The organism is Luteolibacter ambystomatis, from assembly GCF_018137965.1.
Classification (GTDB): domain Bacteria; phylum Verrucomicrobiota; class Verrucomicrobiia; order Verrucomicrobiales; family Akkermansiaceae; genus Luteolibacter; species Luteolibacter ambystomatis.
On the sequence record NZ_CP073100.1, the window covers coordinates 1,635,508 to 1,652,334 of the forward strand.

Below are 16,827 nucleotides of genomic sequence, written 5' to 3' on the forward strand. Positions count from 1 at the left end.
ACAAGATTGTGTCTTTCCCATTCCAAGGCGGACCGCTAACAACACGGTCATGCCTTCCGACGTCGTCACGCTGCTGCAGGAACTGGTCCGCATCCCGTCCGTGAATCCGGACAACACGCCGGGCACCGATCGCACGGGTGAAGCGGATGTCGCGAACTTTCTGGCGGATTGGTTGAAGGGCATCGGCGCCCATGTGTCGCTCGATCCCGTGCAGCCGGGACGCCCGAACCTTATCGCGCGTTTCGCCCCGCAGGATGGCCGCCCTCGCATTTTTTTCGGACCTCATCTCGATACGGTGGGTGTGAACGGCATGGTGATCGATCCCTTTGGCGGAGAGATCCGCGATGGCCGCGTGTGGGGTCGTGGTTCCTCGGATACAAAAGGACCGATGGCGGCGATGTTGTGGGCGTTGTACGAGTGCCGTGACCAACTCGCGGATGCTCCGGTGGCGGTCGATTTCGTGGCCTTCATGGCCGAGGAATCCGGCCAATGGGGATCGAAGGATTTCGTGAAGAAACACGGCGGCGAGTATGATTTCGCATTCGTGGGTGAACCGACCTCGATGCAGATCGTGAATGTCACCAAGGGTTCGCTGTGGACCACTCTGCGGGCCACAGGCAAGGCGGCGCACAGTTCGCAACCGGAGCGCGGCAGCAATGCGGTCATGACACTCGCGCGTTCACTGGATGTGTTGGATCGCAACCTGCCGACAAAGCTCGCGACCTACACGCATCCGGTGCTCGGACACAGCACCATGAACGTCGGTGTGATCCGCGGCGGGTCGCGGCCGAATGTGGTTCCTGATCTCGCGGAAGCGGAGATCGACATCCGCATCACCCCCGCGCTGGCAAACTCCGGCGGTGCGTTGCAATTACTGACCGATTCGATCGCCTCGCTCAACCTGCCATTGGAAATCGTGAAACCTCACGAAAACACGCCGATGGATACCGATGCGGATCATCCGATGATCCAGGCGATGATGGCCATCGACCCGAAGATCGGACTCGCCGGCGCACCTTGGTTTTCAGACGCGGCCCATCTTTCCCACGGCGGCATTCCCAGCGTGTGCATCGGTCCGGGCTCCATCGATCAGGCTCACACGATCGATGAGTTTATCAACATCGCTGAGCTTGAGGAAGGTGCGGCGATTTTCACACGCTTCGTGAAGAGCTTGCTCTGATCTCACACCTTCGCATCGAGCCACTTCCCGCGGAAGTGCAACCAGGTGAATGCGATCGCCTGGACGAAGAGATCGAGCCCCAGCACCACCCACACGCCGATCAAAGAGATGCCGCCGTGGTGGAAGAACCACCACAACACGCCGACGCGGAAGAAAAACATGCTGCCGAATGACCAGCGCATCACCGTGGTCGTGGCCCCCGCACCGCGCATCGAGGTTTTCAGAATGATGCAGGTGGCGAAGAACGGCTGACCGCAGGCGGAGACGATCAACAGCGGCGCGGCGAGGTGCATGTGCAATTCGCTGCCCGGCGCCATGATGCCGATCAACTGCGAGCGGAAGATGACGAAGATCAGGCCGATGAAGGTCATCAATCCCACGGCGCCCATCCAGCAAAGACGCACCGCCTTCACCGCCATCGGCTTCGATCCCGCGCCGAGATATTGTCCCGCCAAAGCCGCGGCGGCCGTGGCGATGGCGAAACCGGGCATGAAGCTCATCGATTCCACCCGGATCGCCAGCATGTGTGCGCCCAAGGCTCCCTCGATGGCGAGGTTGGCGATGACATGGATGCCGTAGGCGTGGATCAGCCACATCACCAGGATCTCCAGTGACTGTGGCGCGCCTATGCGGATGATCCGCTTCATCGTTTCCCAATGCGGGGTGAGCCCGAAGCGCGACCACTTCAGCCCGGCGCTGCGGCCATGGCCGAGCATGAGGAAGGAAGTCAGGAACCCGCAGATCCATCCGGTCACGGTGCCGGTGGCGATGCCTTCGATGCCATGACCACCGATCGGCGCGGGGCCGAATACCAGCATCCAGCTCACCAGCATGTTCACCGCGTTCACGATCACCATCGCGAGGAAGGGCGTGCGCGTGTCGCCGGTGGCACGAAGAGCCGCGTTGATCGCGAACATCGCACCGCTGATCGGTCCGGACCACGCCAGCACGCGCAGGAATTTCTCCGCCTGCACGCCCGCCTCCGGACTCAGGCCGATCTGCCGGATGAGCAGTGGAATGCCGAGCTGGAGAATCGTCAGCGAGCCGATGCCGGCCAGCACTCCGAGCCAGAGTCCCTGCCCCAGCCCGCGATTCGCCAGCGGTTCATCGCGGGCTCCAGTGGCGCGGGCGACGAGCGCCATCACTCCGGTGGCCACCGCTCCCTGGAGAATATTGAAAAACCAGCCGACGTAGCCACCGAGTCCCATGGCATCCAGAATGGCCACGCGATGCGCGCCCTCGGCCATGCGCCCGGAGATCAGCAAATCGGTCAGGCCCACGAAAAACGCGAGCACGTTCTCCAAAAGCGGCCATACCGCCAGCGTCACCACCTGCCGGGTGAGCGACAGACCTCCCAGTTTTCCAGCGAGTTCCACCTCTCCGACCGCCCGACTGCTGGCTTCGATACTCAATCCGGGTTTGGCCATGCGTGTTCCGCGAGCAAGAGGCCGTCATTTCCCATTTCCAACAAAAAAACCGGCGTTCTGCGTGGATTCCGTCATTGGCGCGGAGACTGCCTTGTTGTATCATGCGTCCGTGGAGTCGAAGCCCTCTTCATCGGATCAACCCATTGCCTTGCAAGGCCAGCTCCTGCTCGCGGACCCCTCTTTGCGGGATGGTGTTTTCGATCATTCCGTCGTTCTGCTCGCCGAGCATTCGTCGAAGACCGGGGCCTTCGGTCTGGTTTTGAATCATCCGACCGGCCATGTTGTCGGCGATCTCCTGAAAGACGAAGCCTTCGCCCCTTTGCGCAAGGTGGCCGTCCACCAGGGCGGCCCCGTCTCCTGCGAACACCTCACGTTTTCCGCGTTCTGGTGGAACCATGAGAAAAAGCAGCTCCGCTGGGCGATCCGGATTTCGGCAGAGGATGCCATCGCGCACAGCCACCGTCCGGGGACATTGATCCGTGCTTTCATCGGCTACTCCGGCTGGAACCCCGGCCAGCTCGAAACCGAACTGCGCCGGAACTCCTGGATCACCACCCAGCCTGACAACGCCCTGCTGGGACAGAACCACGACCGCGAACTCTGGACCGAAATTCTCCGGCACCTCTCGCCCTACCACCGCATCCTTGCAGAAGCTCCGCCGGATCCATTCCTCAACTGAATTCCGGAAACAAAAAGCCCATCCCTCAATATGGAAGGATGGGCTTCTTCTTGAGAGTCTGGCGGCCGGAGCCCTTTACGGCTTCGCGCCGGCATCCCGGGCACCAAGCGGGCGGATCCAGATATTCCGGAATTCCACCGGGTCGCCGTGGAACTGGAGCTCCACCGGACCGGTGGCCGGATGTTTGTCCGGGTAAGCCGCCAGCTTGCGGTATTGGGTCGGTCCGATGAAGGACTCGCCGTTCTGGGTGATGATGCCATTGTGCATCACCGTGGCCTTGGCCGGACGGGTCACCTTGCCATCGGTGTAAACCGGCGGCTCGAAGGCGATGTCGTAGCTCTGCCACTCACCCTGCGGCAGCGTGGCATTCGCCAGCGGCGGCAGTTGGCCGTAGAAGGCCGTGGCCTGGCCGTCCGGATAGGTCTTGTTGCCGTTGCTCTGGAGGATCTGGATCTCGTAGAGGCCCATCAGGAAGACGCCGCTGTTGCCGCCTCCCTGGCCTTCCACCTTGCGACCCGCCGGAATACGCCACTCGAGGTGGAGCTGCACCGCGCCGAAGCTGTCCTTGGTCCGGAGATTGCCCGGAGGACCGCCGACGAGACTGCCGTTCTGGATTTTCCAAGCGGCCGGTTTGTCACCATTGAGCCAGGCATCCGCATTGGTGCCATCGAAGAGGATCTTGGCATCGGACGGCGCCTTTTGGAGCACCGCCGCGGCCGGAGTCACGACCGGCGGCTGCGGGCGCGTGCCATCGTGGACCACATAGGGCACTCCCGGGAGTTGCGGGGTATTCGGCTTTTCGCCGAATCCCTCGCCCGCCGCCACTCCGCACGCTGCTGCCAGCGCGCCCGTCAGGAACCATCCTGTGGATTTCATGCGTCACAGGAACGCCTGGAAACCGCCGATCTTTCAAGCCGGGAGTTCATATCAAGTGTTGCGGGACCCGCCGGGATCATGGATGTTTCCGGCGCCTTCCTTGCCATGCCAGCTCAAACCCTCCAGACCGGTCGCAGCGACCGCTTCCCGTTCGAACTCGTCAAACCGGAACTCGAGCGGGTGGAGTCTGCGATCCGTGATCAGGTGCGGGCCTTCGACCCGGCCGTGGAGCCCTATGTGGCCTACGTCTGCAATACCTCAGGGAAGCGCATCCGCCCCGCTCTGGCGGTGCTCGTGGGTGGTGCCTTGGGCAAGGTCGATGACGGCCATCTCAAGCTGGGCGTGATCATGGAACTGATCCACATGGCCACGCTGGTGCATGATGACATCATCGATGGCGCGACCACCCGCCGGATGGTTCCCACCGCCAATGCGAAATGGGGCGCGGGTCTTTCCGTCCTGCTCGGCGACGCCCTGTTCTCGCACGCCTTGAGCCTGGCCACCGATTTCAACAGCATCGACATCTGCCGCAAGGTCGGCCAGTCCTCGCGCGAGGTCTGCCAGGGTGAAATCATCCAGACCCAGCGCCGTTTCGACCTCACGCTGACCAAGGCCGACTACTTCCGGATCATCGAGATGAAGACCGGTGCGCTGTTCGCTTCCTCGGCTGGCATTGCGGCCAGCCTCTCGGGCGCGGACGAGGAAACCGAAGCACGTTTCTATGACTACGGAATGAAGCTCGGTACCGCCTACCAGATCTACGACGACTGTCTCGATCTCGTCGGTTCCGAGGAAGAGGTTGGCAAGACTCTCCGTACCGATCTCGCCAAGGGCAAGCTGACGCTGCCAATCCTGAACCTGCTGGAAACCGCCAGCGAAGCCCAGCGCAGCAAACTCAACAAGCGGATCATCGATCAGGAACCGCTCGATCTGCCGGTGCTGGTCGGCATCGCCGAATACGAAGGCGCGATCGAAAGCGCCATCGACACCGCGGTTGGATTGCTGGCTTCCTGCCGTGAGGACCTCGAGATCCTCGCTCCATCCGACTACAAGGACGCTCTGGTGCAGATCACCTGGTTCCTCCAGGTGCTGCTGGAGAAGTGCCGCCGCTGAAGTAGCACAAGTTTTCAACTTGTGAGTGAAAGCGGTTCCTTGTGTGGGAACGGCTGCGAGTGGTCCTGCATGCTGCGCATGTTTGCGTGGCGACGATCACTTGTGGAGGTGGATCATCCGCAATGATCAATGACTCATCCACCACGGCCGGTCCGTAGCCGGAAACCTTTTGTTAGAGCTCCTTCCGCTTTCCGTCCGCGTGCCCATTTTTCTAAAAATCTCCCTACAGAATCCCCGATCATCGCGGCCCCATCACTAAATAAGCTAGTGTTTTCGCGTTGACGCCACCATATATCGTCAACACACTCTCGGACATTCGTTGCCGTCCCCCTCTGCCTGCCTTCCTTATGCGGTGCATCCAATGTGGCTCACTCAAAGACAAGGTGCTCGACTCCCGCGCATCGAAGGACGGTACGACCATACGCCGCCGCCGCGAATGCCTGAACTGCAGCTACCGCTACACCACCTACGAGCAGATCGAGCGCACCGATCTGCGCGTGGTGAAGCGCGACGGCGCGCGCGAATCCTTGAACCGGGAAAAGATCCTCAGCGGTCTGGTGAAGGCCTGCGAAAAGCGGCCGGTGCCGATGGACCGGCTCGACCGTGCCGTGGAGGAGATCCTTGCCGAACTGCACAAGGACCACCTCGCCGAAGTCCCCTCCTCCGCCATCGGCGCGAAGGTGATGGACAAGCTCCACCAGATCGATCCCGTCGCTTACGTACGCTACGTCTCGGTTTACCGCCAGTTCGAGAACGTCAACGAGTTCATCCAGGAAATCCAATCTCTCTCGATGCGAGCCGCCCGCGACCCCTTGCAGCGCCGCCTCTTCAAAGACTGAGCCTCACCCAGCAACCAGCCACCCTGCTGTTCCACCCAACCCTAACCCCGCTGTCCCGCCACCTTTCTGATCGTTAACCAGTGATCTCACTCATCGGCAACCGCCCCGCGTTGCAAGTCGGCCGCTATCAGGTGATCGACTACGATACCGCGTGGCTTGGTGACGCCCTGCGCCGTGCGGCGTTGGCGGCGGAGCGGGAGGATTTTCCCTTTGTGGAGGACATCCGTTCGGGAATCGCGCAGTACTTGGAGACGAAGTGCCCGCTGCGGTTGCTGCCGCTGGCCGAGCTCTTTTCCAAGATGCGGAAGATGCTGGAGACGATCGGCTGCGAGACGATCGCAGAGAAACTCGAGCCGCTGGCACCGCCATTGACGGTGTCATTGCTTCCTGCGGCCAAGGAAGCCGGCAATGGATTCGAGTTGGCGTTCTTCGAGCGGGTTCGGGCGGAACTGGATGAACTCCGCCGTGAGGGTGCGGAAGAGATCCGCTTCACTCATCTCAAGGAGTGCGCCCTGCTGATCCGTGGCGTGGAGAAGTGGGACAAGCACTGCGCCCAGCTTGAGGAAGAGATCGTTGGGTTCCTCCGTGCCTGCGACCGGGATCAGGATGACTTCGACCGCAGGCTGCGGTTGAAGGTCGAGAGTGATCGCTAGGTAGCACAAGCATTCCTGCTTGTGAGTGTGAGGAGTCCGTTGGCTCAGGGAGCCGAAGCAATCTCCCGATTCCGATTCATCCCTTCTCCCACGGATCGGGATACTCCGGATCGATGGCATTCATCTCACCTTTGTCTTTGGGATGGCGTTCAGGAAGGAACCCATACATCCACCGGATCGCTGCCAACATTGCGAGAGTTGAAAGTGCCTGCAAGCCCAGCAGCCACCATGTTCCGTTCCTGACGAGATAGAAGAGCCATACGAACAACGGCAGAACAATCCACGCCGCAATCCGGAGTTGGAGGCGGCTTTGTCTCACGATGCCTACCGCCATCCCAATACCGAAGAGCAGGCCGATGATGGGTTGGAAACGATCCTCGGCTATTCGCATCAGTACATTCCAAAGCACCATGGCCACCCCGCAGGTGATCCACGCGGCTTTGAATCCCGGACGATGAGAGTCCATGGGGAGAGGAAATAACTTTTCCGTGAACCCTTCAAGCACCCTCACTGCAAGGATCGTGCGTTCATAACGACAAACGGATCGCCAGGGCGCATTTGAAGCTCCCTCCGCGATCCGTTGCGCGCACTCACAAGCAGGAATGCTTGTGCTACTGCTTTACTCCCATTCGATCGATGCCGGTGGCTTGGTCGAGATGTCGTAGAGCACTCGGTTTACGCCCTTCACCTCGTTGAGGATGCGGTTGCTGGTTTCACGCAGCAGTGCGCTGGGAAGCTCCACCCAGTCGGCGGTCATGGCGTCCTCGGACACCACGGCGCGCAGGGTGATCGCCCACTCGTAGGAGCGTTCGTCGCCTTTCACGCCCACGGTCTTTACCGGAACGAGACCGGCATAGGCCTGCCAGACCTTGTCATACCAGCCGTATTCCTTGAGGCGGGAGATGAAGATGGCATCGCACTCGCGGATGATCTCCAGACGATCCTCGGTGATGATGCCCGGGCAGCGCACCGCGAGTCCTGGTCCCGGGAACGGGTGGCGCATCAGGATGTCCTGCGGGATGCCGAGCGAGGTTCCGAGCGCGCGAACCTCGTCCTTGAAGAGTTCCGCCAGCGGCTCCAGCACCTTGCCCTGCTCCTGGAGTTCCAGAATGCGGTCAACACGGTTGTGGTGGGTCTTGATCTTGGAGGCCTTCGACTTGGCGTTCGAGGCGCTCTCGATCACATCGGGATAGAGCGTGCCCTGGGCAAGCATCTCGGCATTGCCGACCGCGTCCCAAAACACATCGACAAACAGCTCGCCGATGATCTTGCGCTTCTTCTCCGGGTCATCGACTCCGGACAGCGCGGTGAGGAACCGCTCGGAGGCATCGACCGTTTCGATCTCCACGCCCATGCGGTGGAAGTTGTTGCGAACCTCATCGCCCTCGTTCTTCCGCATCAGGCCTTGGTCCACGAAGATCGCGCGGACGTTCACGCCGGCTTCGTTGAGCAGCACGGCGAGTACGGTGCTGTCCACGCCGCCGGAAACACCGCAGACGACCTGCTTGCTGCCGACGGTGGTGCGGATGTTCTCAATCAGCTCACGCTTGAAATCTTCGATGTGGAACGGTGCGAGTTCGCCGCACTGGAGCAGGAAGTTGTGGAGGATGCGGATGCCCTGATGGCTGTGGGTCACTTCCGGGTGGAACTGGATGCCATAGAAGCTATTGCCCCACTTTAACGAGACGGGCGTCCCGTGCTGGTTGGTGGCGATCACCTTGGCGCAATCCGGCAGGATCTTCACCGTGTCCGAGTGGCTCATCCACACCTGCGAGTTCTGGGAGACTCCCTCGTAGAGCGCCTCATCCGTCACGGTCGTGAGCGCGGCCGGACCGTATTCGCGGCGGTTGCTGGAGGCTACACTGCCACCGAACTTGATGTTCAGAAGCTGCATGCCGTAGCACACGCCGAGCACCGGCACGCCGAAGCCTTTGAGGGCCTCGAAATCGATATCCGGGGCATCCAGCTCGCTGGTGCTGCGCGGACCGCCCGAAAGAATGATCGCACCGGGCTTGCCGATGTTCGGGAAATCCTCGGTGGCGTAGAGCTTGGCGAAGTAGCCGAGCTCCCGCACGCGGCGGACGATGAGCTGGGTGTATTGCGAGCCGAAATCGAGAACGGCGACGTGGTTGATCTCCTGCATTGGAATCGGAAAACGGAAGGGTTTGGAAAACGGGTTTCAGCTCAGCGGCTGGTAGTTGGTCGGCTCCTCGGTCATGACGATGTCATGGACGTGGCTTTCGCGAAGGCCGCCGCTGGTGATCTGGACGAACTGAGCGCGGTCGCGGAGTTCCTGCAATGATGAGGCTCCCACATAGCCCATGCCGGACTTGAGGCCGCCCATGAGCTGGAACACCACATCGGACAGCGGACCCTTGTAGGGAACGCGGCCTTCGACTCCTTCGGCGACGAGCTTGCCGGAGCTGTTCTGTGCGTAGCGATCACCGGAGCCTTTTTTCATGGCACCGAGCGAGCCCATGCCGCGGTAGGTTTTGAACCTACGGCCCTGATAGTAGACGCTCTGGCCGGGGCTTTCGCGGGTGCCCGCGAGCAGCGAACCGAGCATCACCAGGTCGGCACCGGCGGCGAGCGCCTTCACCACGTCACCGGAGTAGCGGATACCGCCGTCGGCGATAACCTTCACGCCGTGCTCGCGGCAGTAGTCGGCCACGTTGCGTATGGCGGTGAACTGCGGCATGCCTACCCCGGCGATGACGCGGGTGGTGCAGATCGAACCCGGGCCGACGCCCACCTTGATGGCGCTGGCACCGGCGGCGACGAGATCCTTCGCGCCTTGGAGGGTGACCACGTTGCCCGCCACGACCGGGCGGTCGGACAGCGAGCGGAGCTTGCCGATCACGTCCATCACGCGGGAGGTGTGGCCGGTGGCGGCATCGATGAAGAGTGCATCCGCACCCGCGTCGATGAGCGCCTGGCCGCGATCCACGCAATCCGGGCCCACACCCACGGCGGCACCGCAGCGGAGGCGGCCGGCCGGATCCTTGGCGGCATTCGTGAAAGTAATACGCTTCTCGATGTCCGAGCCGGTGATGAGGCCGACGAGCTTGCCACTGCCATCGACCAGCGGAAGTTTCTCGATGCGGTTCTGATAGAGAATGCGGCGTGCTTCCTCGAGGCTGGTCGTGGCGGGGGCGGTGATGAGCTTGTCGTGCTTCGTCATCACATCGGCCACGCGGGCGTCCACGGTATCGAGGTAGCGGACGTCACGGCCGGTGACCATGCCTTCCAAGCGGCCTTCGGCATCCACAACCGGGAAGCCGGAGAAACCATGCTCGGCCATGATCGCGCGGACCTCGTCCACGCTCTGTTCCTTGCGCACGGTGTAGGGCTTGAGGATCACGGCGTTCTCGGAACGCTTCACGCGGGACACCATGGTCGCCTGCTCGTCGATCGGGCAGGCACGGTGGATCACGCCGATGCCGCCCTCGCGAGCCAAGGCGATCGCCAGTTCCGATTCGGACACCGTGTCCATCGCAGCCGAGACGACCGGAATGTGCAGCGGGATGCCCGCCGTCACGTGGGTGGAAAGATCAGCTTCTCCGGGGAGCACCTCGCTCAACGCCGGGACCAGAAGCACATCATCAAAAGAAAGTCCGAGAGAAATCTCCGCCATGGCGGAGTCAATAGACCAGCCCCCCCGATATCAAGCCCGATTTCGCGGGAAGGTACCCCGAGGTGGCGGTTTCCAACCGCCAGGACTCTTATTTTCAAAACCATCAGAGGCATGGCGGTTGGAAACCGCCGCCCCGGCCCAAACAAAAAACGGCGGATGACCCGGGTCATCCGCCGTTTCTGAAAATCTTGTTAGAGGGCCTTTCAGCTCCGCGCGAAGTCCATCGGCGACGGAATAGCCACCACCGCCATGCCAGCGCATTGGGCGGCCATGATACCGGCTGGAGCGTCTTCAAGAGCGAGGCACTTGAGCGGCGATACGCCGAGGAGCTTGGCGGCGTGGAGGTAGATATCGGGAGCAGGCTTGCCGATCTTCACTTCATCCGCGGTGACGACTTCATCGAACCAATCGGAAACACCGACAGCCTGAAGTGTTTTTTCGATCACCATGCGGGTGCCACCGGTGGCGATCGCCATCGGGATGTGGCGGGCCAGCAGGCTGCGGGCGAAATCCGCCACTTCCTCAATAAGGGTCAGCGTGGAGAGTTTCTTCAGGAAAGCCTCGCGCTTCGCGAGAGCCACGGACACCGGATCCAGCTTGAGGCCGTATTCGTTGTTGAGTTCGACGACGATGTCCTTCGTAGGACGACCGCCCATCGCATAGAACACATCCTCTTTCAGAACGCCTTTGGCATTGTGGAGGGCCATGGCTTCACACCAGGCCTCGAAATGCGCGGGCATCGAGTCGACGAGGGTTCCATCACAATCAAAAATGACGGCATCGTAGCCGTTTTCCGGTAAGTCAAGGGGGCCCACTTGCGCCATGCGGGGCCGGAAATACCCGGCCCCACGGGAAAAACAAGACCTGATAGAATAAATTTGCGTAGTTTTCCGTAATACCCGGATTACAAAACTACCTGCTGGCCTTCATAACGCCCTGCGGACAAGGTTTTTGGCCCTTCTTGACCGCCTTGTATCGAGACGTCGCCCGCGAAGGCCACTCCGGCCTCGAACGTTACGCGGCCTTGGATGTCCAAGCTCCGGGATTCCAGCAAGCTGGGCACCGCGCCGAGTTCTTCGAGTTGATCCACCAGCTTGTAGGAATCACCCAGTGAGACCACCGGTGGCACGCCATCGCGTTGTGCCGCAAGCCGGACCTGTCCATCCTCCAACACCTCGTAGGCGTCCGAACGGAGGGAGAACAAATCCCCCGTCGTCTTCACCGGCGCGAAGCGGCTGCGCGGCACCTCGATGGCCGTGGAGCCCTCAAAGCACTCGATGGCAGCCCCCATGGCCACTTCCAACTGGAGCACGGCCGGGGAATTCTTGTCGCGCGGATCGACTGTCTTGCGGTTGCGGATCATGGGCAGCGGCAGCACGCCGTCATCCGCCGCGAGCTGTTCCTTGAGCAGGTCAAGGCGCAGCCACAGGCTGTTGGTGTTGAAATACTGGTGGCGGTCGATGTTCTGGAATGCCTCCAGATCCGCATCCGGGCACTGGGCGACCTCACGCAGCAACAAACGGCCATCACTCTTGCGCTTCGCCAGATGGCCACCCTTGCGGTCGGCGGCGGTGCGCCGCGTGACTTCCATGAGGAATGGCGCGCCGCTTTCGGCGAAGTAACGCAGCAGCGATGGGTCGAGAACCGCGCCGAGATTGTCCGAGTTCGACACGAAGGCGTACTTCACGCCTTCCGCCAGCAGGCGATCCAGCCAGCCGCTGCCCACCAGCGCCGGGAAAAGATCGCCGTGGCCCGGCGGGCACCATTCCAGATCGGCATCCGTGGACCATTCGACCGGTTGCAGGGAGCCCGCGTCGATCTTCGGGATCTGGTTCTGGAGCAGTTCCACCTCGGAGGCTTCCGCAAAACCATCGGCCTTGTAGCGCTGGAGGTGCTCCAGAGTGCCCTCGCTGGTGTTGAAGCTGTTCATCAGCAGCAGGCGCACGCGGGCACCGGTGCTCTCGCGCAGCGATTGCACCTGGCGGACCATCAGGTCGAGGAAAGTCACACCATCGCGCACCGGCAGCAGGCTTTTCGGGCCTTGCAGGCCCATGCTGGTGCCAAGGCCGCCGTTGAGCTTGATGACCACGGCCTGGCCTAACAGAGAGGCATCCGCCGGAGCGCCTTCGGCCACGTTGGAGAAGTCCGGCAGGTTCTCTGCGGGACCAATGTCGGATTCCGGGATCAAGCCGGTTTCATTGCGGCAAAGCGCCTCGTAGTTGCGGCGAAATGCACGGATCGCGGCGTCGCCCATGCCGGCGGCGCGCATTTTCTGGTCGAAAGCTTCAAAGGATGCCATGAGTGGATAGTTGGGGTGACCCAACGGTGCCGCGCCGGATTCCGACCGTCACGCCCGAAAATCAGGGCGTTATAAAAAGCGCAATCCCTTGCCGTATAAGCAAAAACACGAGCATGGCACGAAATTTGCTGCACTTTTCCCAACTGGTGCTTCAATGGCCCTGTCGCCGCGGCGCAGACCATGTCCCAAGCCTCGCTCCACCAATCCCTCTCCCAGCAGCAGACGCTTGCGCCCCAGATGCGCAAGAGCCTCGAGATCCTGCAGGCGAGCACGCTGGAGTTGACCCAACTGGTGAGGCAGTCCTTGGAGACGAATCCGGTTTTGGAGGACATCACCGAAGTGGACTCCCTGGATGCCGAGAGTCCCGATCCGGAAGAGGCGGACTCCCTCGACTATCTCAACGAGACCGACGATGACTGGCGCGATCGCTCGATCATGGAGGCGCGTTCGTCACCATGGACAAGCGAGGATGAGGAGCGCCGCCAACGCCTTTACGATTCCATTGTCGCGCCGGAGACCCTCCAGCAGCACCTCTCCCATCAGCTCGACCTTTCCATGGTCGATCCGGAAGTGCGCGAGGCGGGGCGTGCGGTGATCGCGAATCTCGATGAACGCGGGTTCCTGGACCTCCCCGCCAAGGAATTGGGAGCGAGAATGAATCTGAAACCGGCGGCGCTGCAGGCGGCGCTGGTGCTGATCCAGTCGTTCGATCCGCCCGGTGTCGGTGCGGAGAACATCCATCAGTCCCTGCTGATCCAGCTCGAACGGGCCGGCGAAAGCGGCTCCATCGAATACAAGATCGTCCGCGATCATTTGGAGGATCTCGCCCGCAAGCGCTATCCGCAGATCGCACGCGCGCTGGGAACGAACGTGGAACGCATCACCGAAGCCGCTTCCCGCATCGGCCGTCTGACGCCGAATCCGGGTGGCGAGTTCGACCCCACCGGCAATCCCTACATTCTGCCGGATGTGGTGATCGAGCGTGACGACGACGGCGAATGGTCGGCGCGCCTGACGAATGAGTATCTGCCGAATCTGCGGATCAACGATTTCTACAAGGATCTCATCGGCCGCAGCAAGACGGACGGCAAGACCCGTCAGTTCCTGCGCGACCAGATCCGCGACGGCCGCAGCCTGATCCGCTCGATCTCCCTGCGTCAGGAAACCATCCTCGCGATCGCCTACAAGCTCATCGAGCACCAGCCTGCCTTCCTCGCCAAAGGTCCGCGTCACCTGCGGCCCCTGACCATGAACGACATCGCGGACGAGCTCTCCCTGCACGCCACGACCGTTTCCCGCGCCGTCGCCGGCAAGTATGTGCTGACTCCGCACGGGCTGATGGAAATGCGCGCCTTCTTCGCCACCGGGTATCAAACCGAAGGCGGGGAAGAAGTTTCGAATGCCGGAGTCCGCGAGGCGATCCAACAGATTATCGCCCAGGAAAACGCCTCCAAGCCCCTCTCGGATGACGCGCTGGCCAAGCAGCTCAAGACCCAGGGCATCAATGTCGCGCGCCGCACGGTGGCGAAGTATCGCGAGCAGTTGAACATCCTGCCCTCGCACCTGCGGAAGTCGTTCTAGACCCGGGAAGCAGGGACAATCTTGCGGCACGGGTTGCTAAAACCGTTGCGCCCGCGCGCGCTTGGAGGAGAATCGCGGCGCGCCATGACTCCCGACTTCATCCGTGAGGCCCTCAAGCAGGTCCGCTATCCCGGCTTCTCCCGCGACATCGTTTCCTTCGGCCTCGTCAAAGAAATCCAGGTCCAGGAGGACGGAGTCCATGTCCGGATCGAAGTCCAGACCCGTGATCCCGATATTCCGGAAAAGATCTTCAAGGACACCCACGCGATCCTCGATGAACTGCCGGACATCGGTGCGGTGAAAGTGGAGATCGAGATCAAGGACCCTCCCGGCCAGAACACCGCCAGCGCCACCGGCAAGTCCTCCATTCCCGGCGTGAAGCGCATCATCGCGGTGGCCTCCGGCAAGGGCGGTGTCGGCAAATCCACCGTCGCGGCGAACCTCGCCGTGGCGCTTTCCAAGACCGGCGCACGCGTCGGCCTGTGCGACTGCGACCTCTACGGGCCTTCCGTCGCCATCATGTTCGGCACCACCGAGCGTCCGATGGCGAACGAGCAGGAGGAGATCATCCCGATCGAGGCCCACGGACTCCAGCTCATGTCGATGGGCTTCCTGTTGGAGGATCGCTCTCCCGTCATCGTCCGTGGTCCGATGGCCACGCGCTACACCCAGCAGTTCCTCCGTCAGGTGGCATGGGATCATCTCGACTATCTCATCCTCGACCTGCCGCCCGGCACCGGCGACATCCAGCTCACCATCGTCCAGACCGTGGCAGTGGATGGCGCGGTGATCGTCACCACGCCGCAGGAAGTCGCGCTCGCGGACGCGCGGAAGGCTGTCTCCATGTTCGCCAAGGTGAACGTGCCGATCCTCGGCTTGGTGGAAAACATGGCGTGGTTCGATTGCGATCACGGCCAGCGTTACTTCCTCTTCGGTGAAGGCGGCGGTGTACGCGAAGCCCAGAAGCTCAATGTCCCTCTGCTCGGTCAGATCCCGATCAATCCGGAAACCGGCAAGCGCGGGGATCAGGGAGCCCCTGTGGCATTGTTACCACCATCGGAGCATCCGGTGTCCGCAGCTTTCCACCAGATCGCAGCAAGTCTGCGTGAGCGGGTGAAGGCGTAGTCCGCATGGCTGATCACAATCCGCTCTCGCTTGGTTCCTCCACCGCGGTGGCAGGAACCGCCCGCGTCGCGGACCATTCCTCGATCAGCCGGAAAGTCACCGCCAACAAGGTAGGACCGAGGAACACCCCGACCAGTCCGAAGGCGAAGGCGCCTCCGATCACACCGCAGAAGATCAGCACGAAGGGCGTCTTGCTTTCGTGGCTGATCAGGTAGGGCTTCACGATGTTGTCCACGCCGCTGATGCCGAGCGTGCCCCACAGCGCCATGAAGATCCCCCACCCCGGCCGACCTTGGGCAAACAGCCAGACGGTCGCGGGAATCCACACCATCGGCGGACCGATCGGCAGTGCGGAGAGGAAGAAAGTCAGCACGGAAAGAAGTACCGCTCCGGGAACCCCGGCGATGGCAAAGCCCACCCCGGCCACCACCGCCTGCACGAGGGCCGTCCCCAGGATGCCATAGACGACGCCGCGCACCGTGCCGCCTGCCACATGCAGGAGATGTTGGCCGCGCTTGCCCGCGATCCGGTGCATGCCGGTGGAAAGGCGTTCCGAAAGCGCGCGCCCGTCCTTCAACAGGAAGAAGGCGAGGAAGACACTCAGCAGCACTTCGATCACCCCCTTGCCCACCACACGGCCGGTGGCGAAGAGCGCCACCTGGAGCCATGCGGAGGCCTGGCCGAGTTGGCTGAACATGCGCTCCACCAGTCGCGAGGACTCCTTGCCTGCCGCAGTCGTGACGATGCCGGTTTGGGTGGCGGGACCGGCGGGAAGCACCGGCACCGCCGGAGGCTCATGCAGGGTCATTTCCTCGCCATCGGCATTGGGTTCGGCGATTTTCGGACGCGGCGGCTTTTCCTTGGCCGCTTCATCGAAGCTGTGGATCCACCGTTTCCTGTCTTCGGCGAAATCCCGCCAATAGGCCGTCATCTCATCCCCGACCAGCGGCGTCTTGATCATCCATTCCGGCGGCTCGTCCGGCGCGGACTCGAACCATCTGCGGGTGGCGGTCCCGAGCGCCTTGGCATCATCCGCGATGCTGAAGCCTATCAACACGAAGGGACCCACGGTGACCAGCGTGAGGGTCAGGGTCACGAAAATGGCGGCGAAGATCCGCGAGCCACGGAACCACTTGGTGAAGCGCTGCTGGAGGGGCCACAATGAGTAGGCCAGCACGATCGCCCACATCAGCGCCGAGAGGAACGGGCGGAGAACGAAAAAACAGCCGAACAGCAACAACATCAGGCCGATCGTTCCCAACAGCGGTTCGATCCTGCGCTCCCCCCGTCTGGCCTCTTCGTCGCTCATCCTCTTCTCCACTCTAACCGTACTGCCGGGGATCGCCAGCACGTTCTCGGGGAAGACATGGGTATTTCAAGGCCTGCCGCATGCGATTTCATTGGCAATCGCCAGTGAACGG

The 16,827-nt window shown here is 61.9% G+C and carries 15 protein-coding genes; 7 read left to right on the forward strand and 8 right to left on the reverse strand.

Annotation, left to right across the window (positions count from 1 at the left end; all coding sequences use genetic code 11):
• Positions 1–49: 49 nt before the first annotated feature.
• Complete coding sequence (locus KBB96_RS06330; RefSeq protein WP_211633634.1) at positions 50–1,180, forward strand: M20 family metallopeptidase; 1,131 nt, start codon at positions 50–52, stop codon at positions 1,178–1,180.
• A gap of 2 nt (positions 1,181–1,182) precedes the next feature.
• On the opposite strand, the gene KBB96_RS06335 is transcribed toward KBB96_RS06330, so the two are convergent.
• On the reverse strand, positions 1,183–2,607 hold the full coding sequence (locus KBB96_RS06335) for an MATE family efflux transporter (protein ID WP_211633637.1): 1,425 nt from the start codon (positions 2,605–2,607) through the stop codon (positions 1,183–1,185).
• Between the two features lie 61 nt (positions 2,608–2,668).
• Between KBB96_RS06335 and KBB96_RS06340 the strand changes: the two genes are divergently transcribed.
• Positions 2,669–3,286 carry a YqgE/AlgH family protein gene (locus KBB96_RS06340; protein WP_211633640.1) on the forward strand — a complete coding sequence of 206 codons (618 nt, stop codon included), beginning with the start codon at positions 2,669–2,671 and terminating at the stop codon, positions 3,284–3,286.
• Between the two features lie 75 nt (positions 3,287–3,361).
• On the opposite strand, the gene KBB96_RS06345 is transcribed toward KBB96_RS06340, so the two are convergent.
• Complete coding sequence (locus KBB96_RS06345; protein ID WP_211633642.1) at positions 3,362–4,162, reverse strand: 3-keto-disaccharide hydrolase; 801 nt, start codon at positions 4,160–4,162, stop codon at positions 3,362–3,364.
• Between the two features lie 105 nt (positions 4,163–4,267).
• On the opposite strand from KBB96_RS06345, the gene KBB96_RS06350 reads away from it, so the two are divergent.
• The 3 genes from KBB96_RS06350 (at position 4,268) to KBB96_RS06360 (ending at position 6,767) form a co-directional block, all read left to right on the forward strand.
• Positions 4,268–5,275 carry a polyprenyl synthetase family protein gene (locus KBB96_RS06350; RefSeq protein WP_211633646.1) on the forward strand — a complete coding sequence of 336 codons (1,008 nt, stop codon included), beginning with the start codon at positions 4,268–4,270 and terminating at the stop codon, positions 5,273–5,275.
• A 347-nt stretch (positions 5,276–5,622) separates the two neighbouring features.
• Positions 5,623–6,114: a transcriptional regulator NrdR gene (gene nrdR / locus KBB96_RS06355; protein ID WP_211633648.1), complete on the forward strand. Its 492-nt coding sequence runs from the start codon at positions 5,623–5,625 to the stop codon at positions 6,112–6,114.
• 80 nt (positions 6,115–6,194) lie between these two features.
• Entirely contained in the window at positions 6,195–6,767 is a 573-nt protein-coding gene (locus KBB96_RS06360; protein ID WP_211633650.1) for a hypothetical protein, read from the forward strand.
• A gap of 76 nt (positions 6,768–6,843) precedes the next feature.
• On the opposite strand, the gene KBB96_RS06365 is transcribed toward KBB96_RS06360, so the two are convergent.
• The 5 genes from KBB96_RS06365 to KBB96_RS06385 all read right to left on the reverse strand — a co-directional run bounded on the left by KBB96_RS06365 (position 6,844) and on the right by KBB96_RS06385 (position 12,700).
• Positions 6,844–7,233, reverse strand: a complete 390-nt coding sequence (locus KBB96_RS06365; RefSeq protein ID WP_211633652.1) for a hypothetical protein — start codon at positions 7,231–7,233, stop codon at positions 6,844–6,846.
• Between the two features lie 153 nt (positions 7,234–7,386).
• Positions 7,387–8,901: a glutamine-hydrolyzing GMP synthase gene (gene guaA, locus KBB96_RS06370; RefSeq protein ID WP_345779487.1), complete on the reverse strand. Its 1,515-nt coding sequence runs from the start codon at positions 8,899–8,901 to the stop codon at positions 7,387–7,389.
• Between the two features lie 45 nt (positions 8,902–8,946).
• Positions 8,947–10,401: an IMP dehydrogenase gene (gene guaB / locus KBB96_RS06375; protein WP_211633660.1), complete on the reverse strand. Its 1,455-nt coding sequence runs from the start codon at positions 10,399–10,401 to the stop codon at positions 8,947–8,949.
• A 203-nt stretch (positions 10,402–10,604) separates the two neighbouring features.
• Positions 10,605–11,225: an HAD family hydrolase gene (locus KBB96_RS06380; RefSeq protein WP_211633663.1), complete on the reverse strand. Its 621-nt coding sequence runs from the start codon at positions 11,223–11,225 to the stop codon at positions 10,605–10,607.
• 80 nt (positions 11,226–11,305) lie between these two features.
• Positions 11,306–12,700, reverse strand: a complete 1,395-nt coding sequence (locus KBB96_RS06385; RefSeq protein WP_211633666.1) for a UTP--glucose-1-phosphate uridylyltransferase — start codon at positions 12,698–12,700, stop codon at positions 11,306–11,308.
• 180 nt (positions 12,701–12,880) lie between these two features.
• Here KBB96_RS06385 and rpoN point away from each other — a divergent pair, with 180 nt between their 5' ends.
• Complete coding sequence (gene rpoN, locus KBB96_RS06390; protein WP_211633669.1) at positions 12,881–14,281, forward strand: RNA polymerase factor sigma-54; 1,401 nt, start codon at positions 12,881–12,883, stop codon at positions 14,279–14,281.
• An 84-nt stretch (positions 14,282–14,365) separates the two neighbouring features.
• Positions 14,366–15,406 carry an Mrp/NBP35 family ATP-binding protein gene (locus KBB96_RS06395; RefSeq protein WP_211633672.1) on the forward strand — a complete coding sequence of 347 codons (1,041 nt, stop codon included), beginning with the start codon at positions 14,366–14,368 and terminating at the stop codon, positions 15,404–15,406.
• A 13-nt stretch (positions 15,407–15,419) separates the two neighbouring features.
• On the opposite strand, the gene KBB96_RS06400 is transcribed toward KBB96_RS06395, so the two are convergent.
• The gene (locus KBB96_RS06400; protein ID WP_211633675.1) at positions 15,420–16,715 is read right to left on the reverse strand and encodes an AI-2E family transporter; all 1,296 of its coding nucleotides are present in this window, start codon (positions 16,713–16,715) and stop codon (positions 15,420–15,422) included.
• Between the last annotated feature and the right edge of the window lie 112 nt (positions 16,716–16,827).

Excerpts from the sequence above, each read along its gene's own strand:
- KBB96_RS06335 (WP_211633637.1), bottom strand. The coding sequence starts at position 2,607 with ATGGCCAAACCCGGATTGAGTATCGAAGCCAGCAGTCGGGCGGTCGGA.
- KBB96_RS06345 (WP_211633642.1), bottom strand. The coding sequence starts at position 4,162 with ATGAAATCCACAGGATGGTTCCTGACGGGCGCGCTGGCAGCAGCGTGC.
- guaB (WP_211633660.1), bottom strand. The coding sequence starts at position 10,401 with ATGGCGGAGATTTCTCTCGGACTTTCTTTTGATGATGTGCTTCTGGTC.
- rpoN (WP_211633669.1), top strand. The coding sequence starts at position 12,881 with ATGTCCCAAGCCTCGCTCCACCAATCCCTCTCCCAGCAGCAGACGCTT.
- KBB96_RS06350 (WP_211633646.1), top strand. The coding sequence starts at position 4,268 with ATGCCAGCTCAAACCCTCCAGACCGGTCGCAGCGACCGCTTCCCGTTC.
- KBB96_RS06400 (WP_211633675.1), bottom strand. The coding sequence starts at position 16,715 with ATGAGCGACGAAGAGGCCAGACGGGGGGAGCGCAGGATCGAACCGCTG.
- KBB96_RS06380 (WP_211633663.1), bottom strand. The coding sequence starts at position 11,225 with ATGGCGCAAGTGGGCCCCCTTGACTTACCGGAAAACGGCTACGATGCC.
- KBB96_RS06330 (WP_211633634.1), top strand. The coding sequence starts at position 50 with ATGCCTTCCGACGTCGTCACGCTGCTGCAGGAACTGGTCCGCATCCCG.
- KBB96_RS06365 (WP_211633652.1), bottom strand. The coding sequence starts at position 7,233 with ATGGACTCTCATCGTCCGGGATTCAAAGCCGCGTGGATCACCTGCGGG.
- KBB96_RS06395 (WP_211633672.1), top strand. The coding sequence starts at position 14,366 with ATGACTCCCGACTTCATCCGTGAGGCCCTCAAGCAGGTCCGCTATCCC.
- KBB96_RS06385 (WP_211633666.1), bottom strand. The coding sequence starts at position 12,700 with ATGGCATCCTTTGAAGCTTTCGACCAGAAAATGCGCGCCGCCGGCATG.
- nrdR (WP_211633648.1), top strand. The coding sequence starts at position 5,623 with ATGCGGTGCATCCAATGTGGCTCACTCAAAGACAAGGTGCTCGACTCC.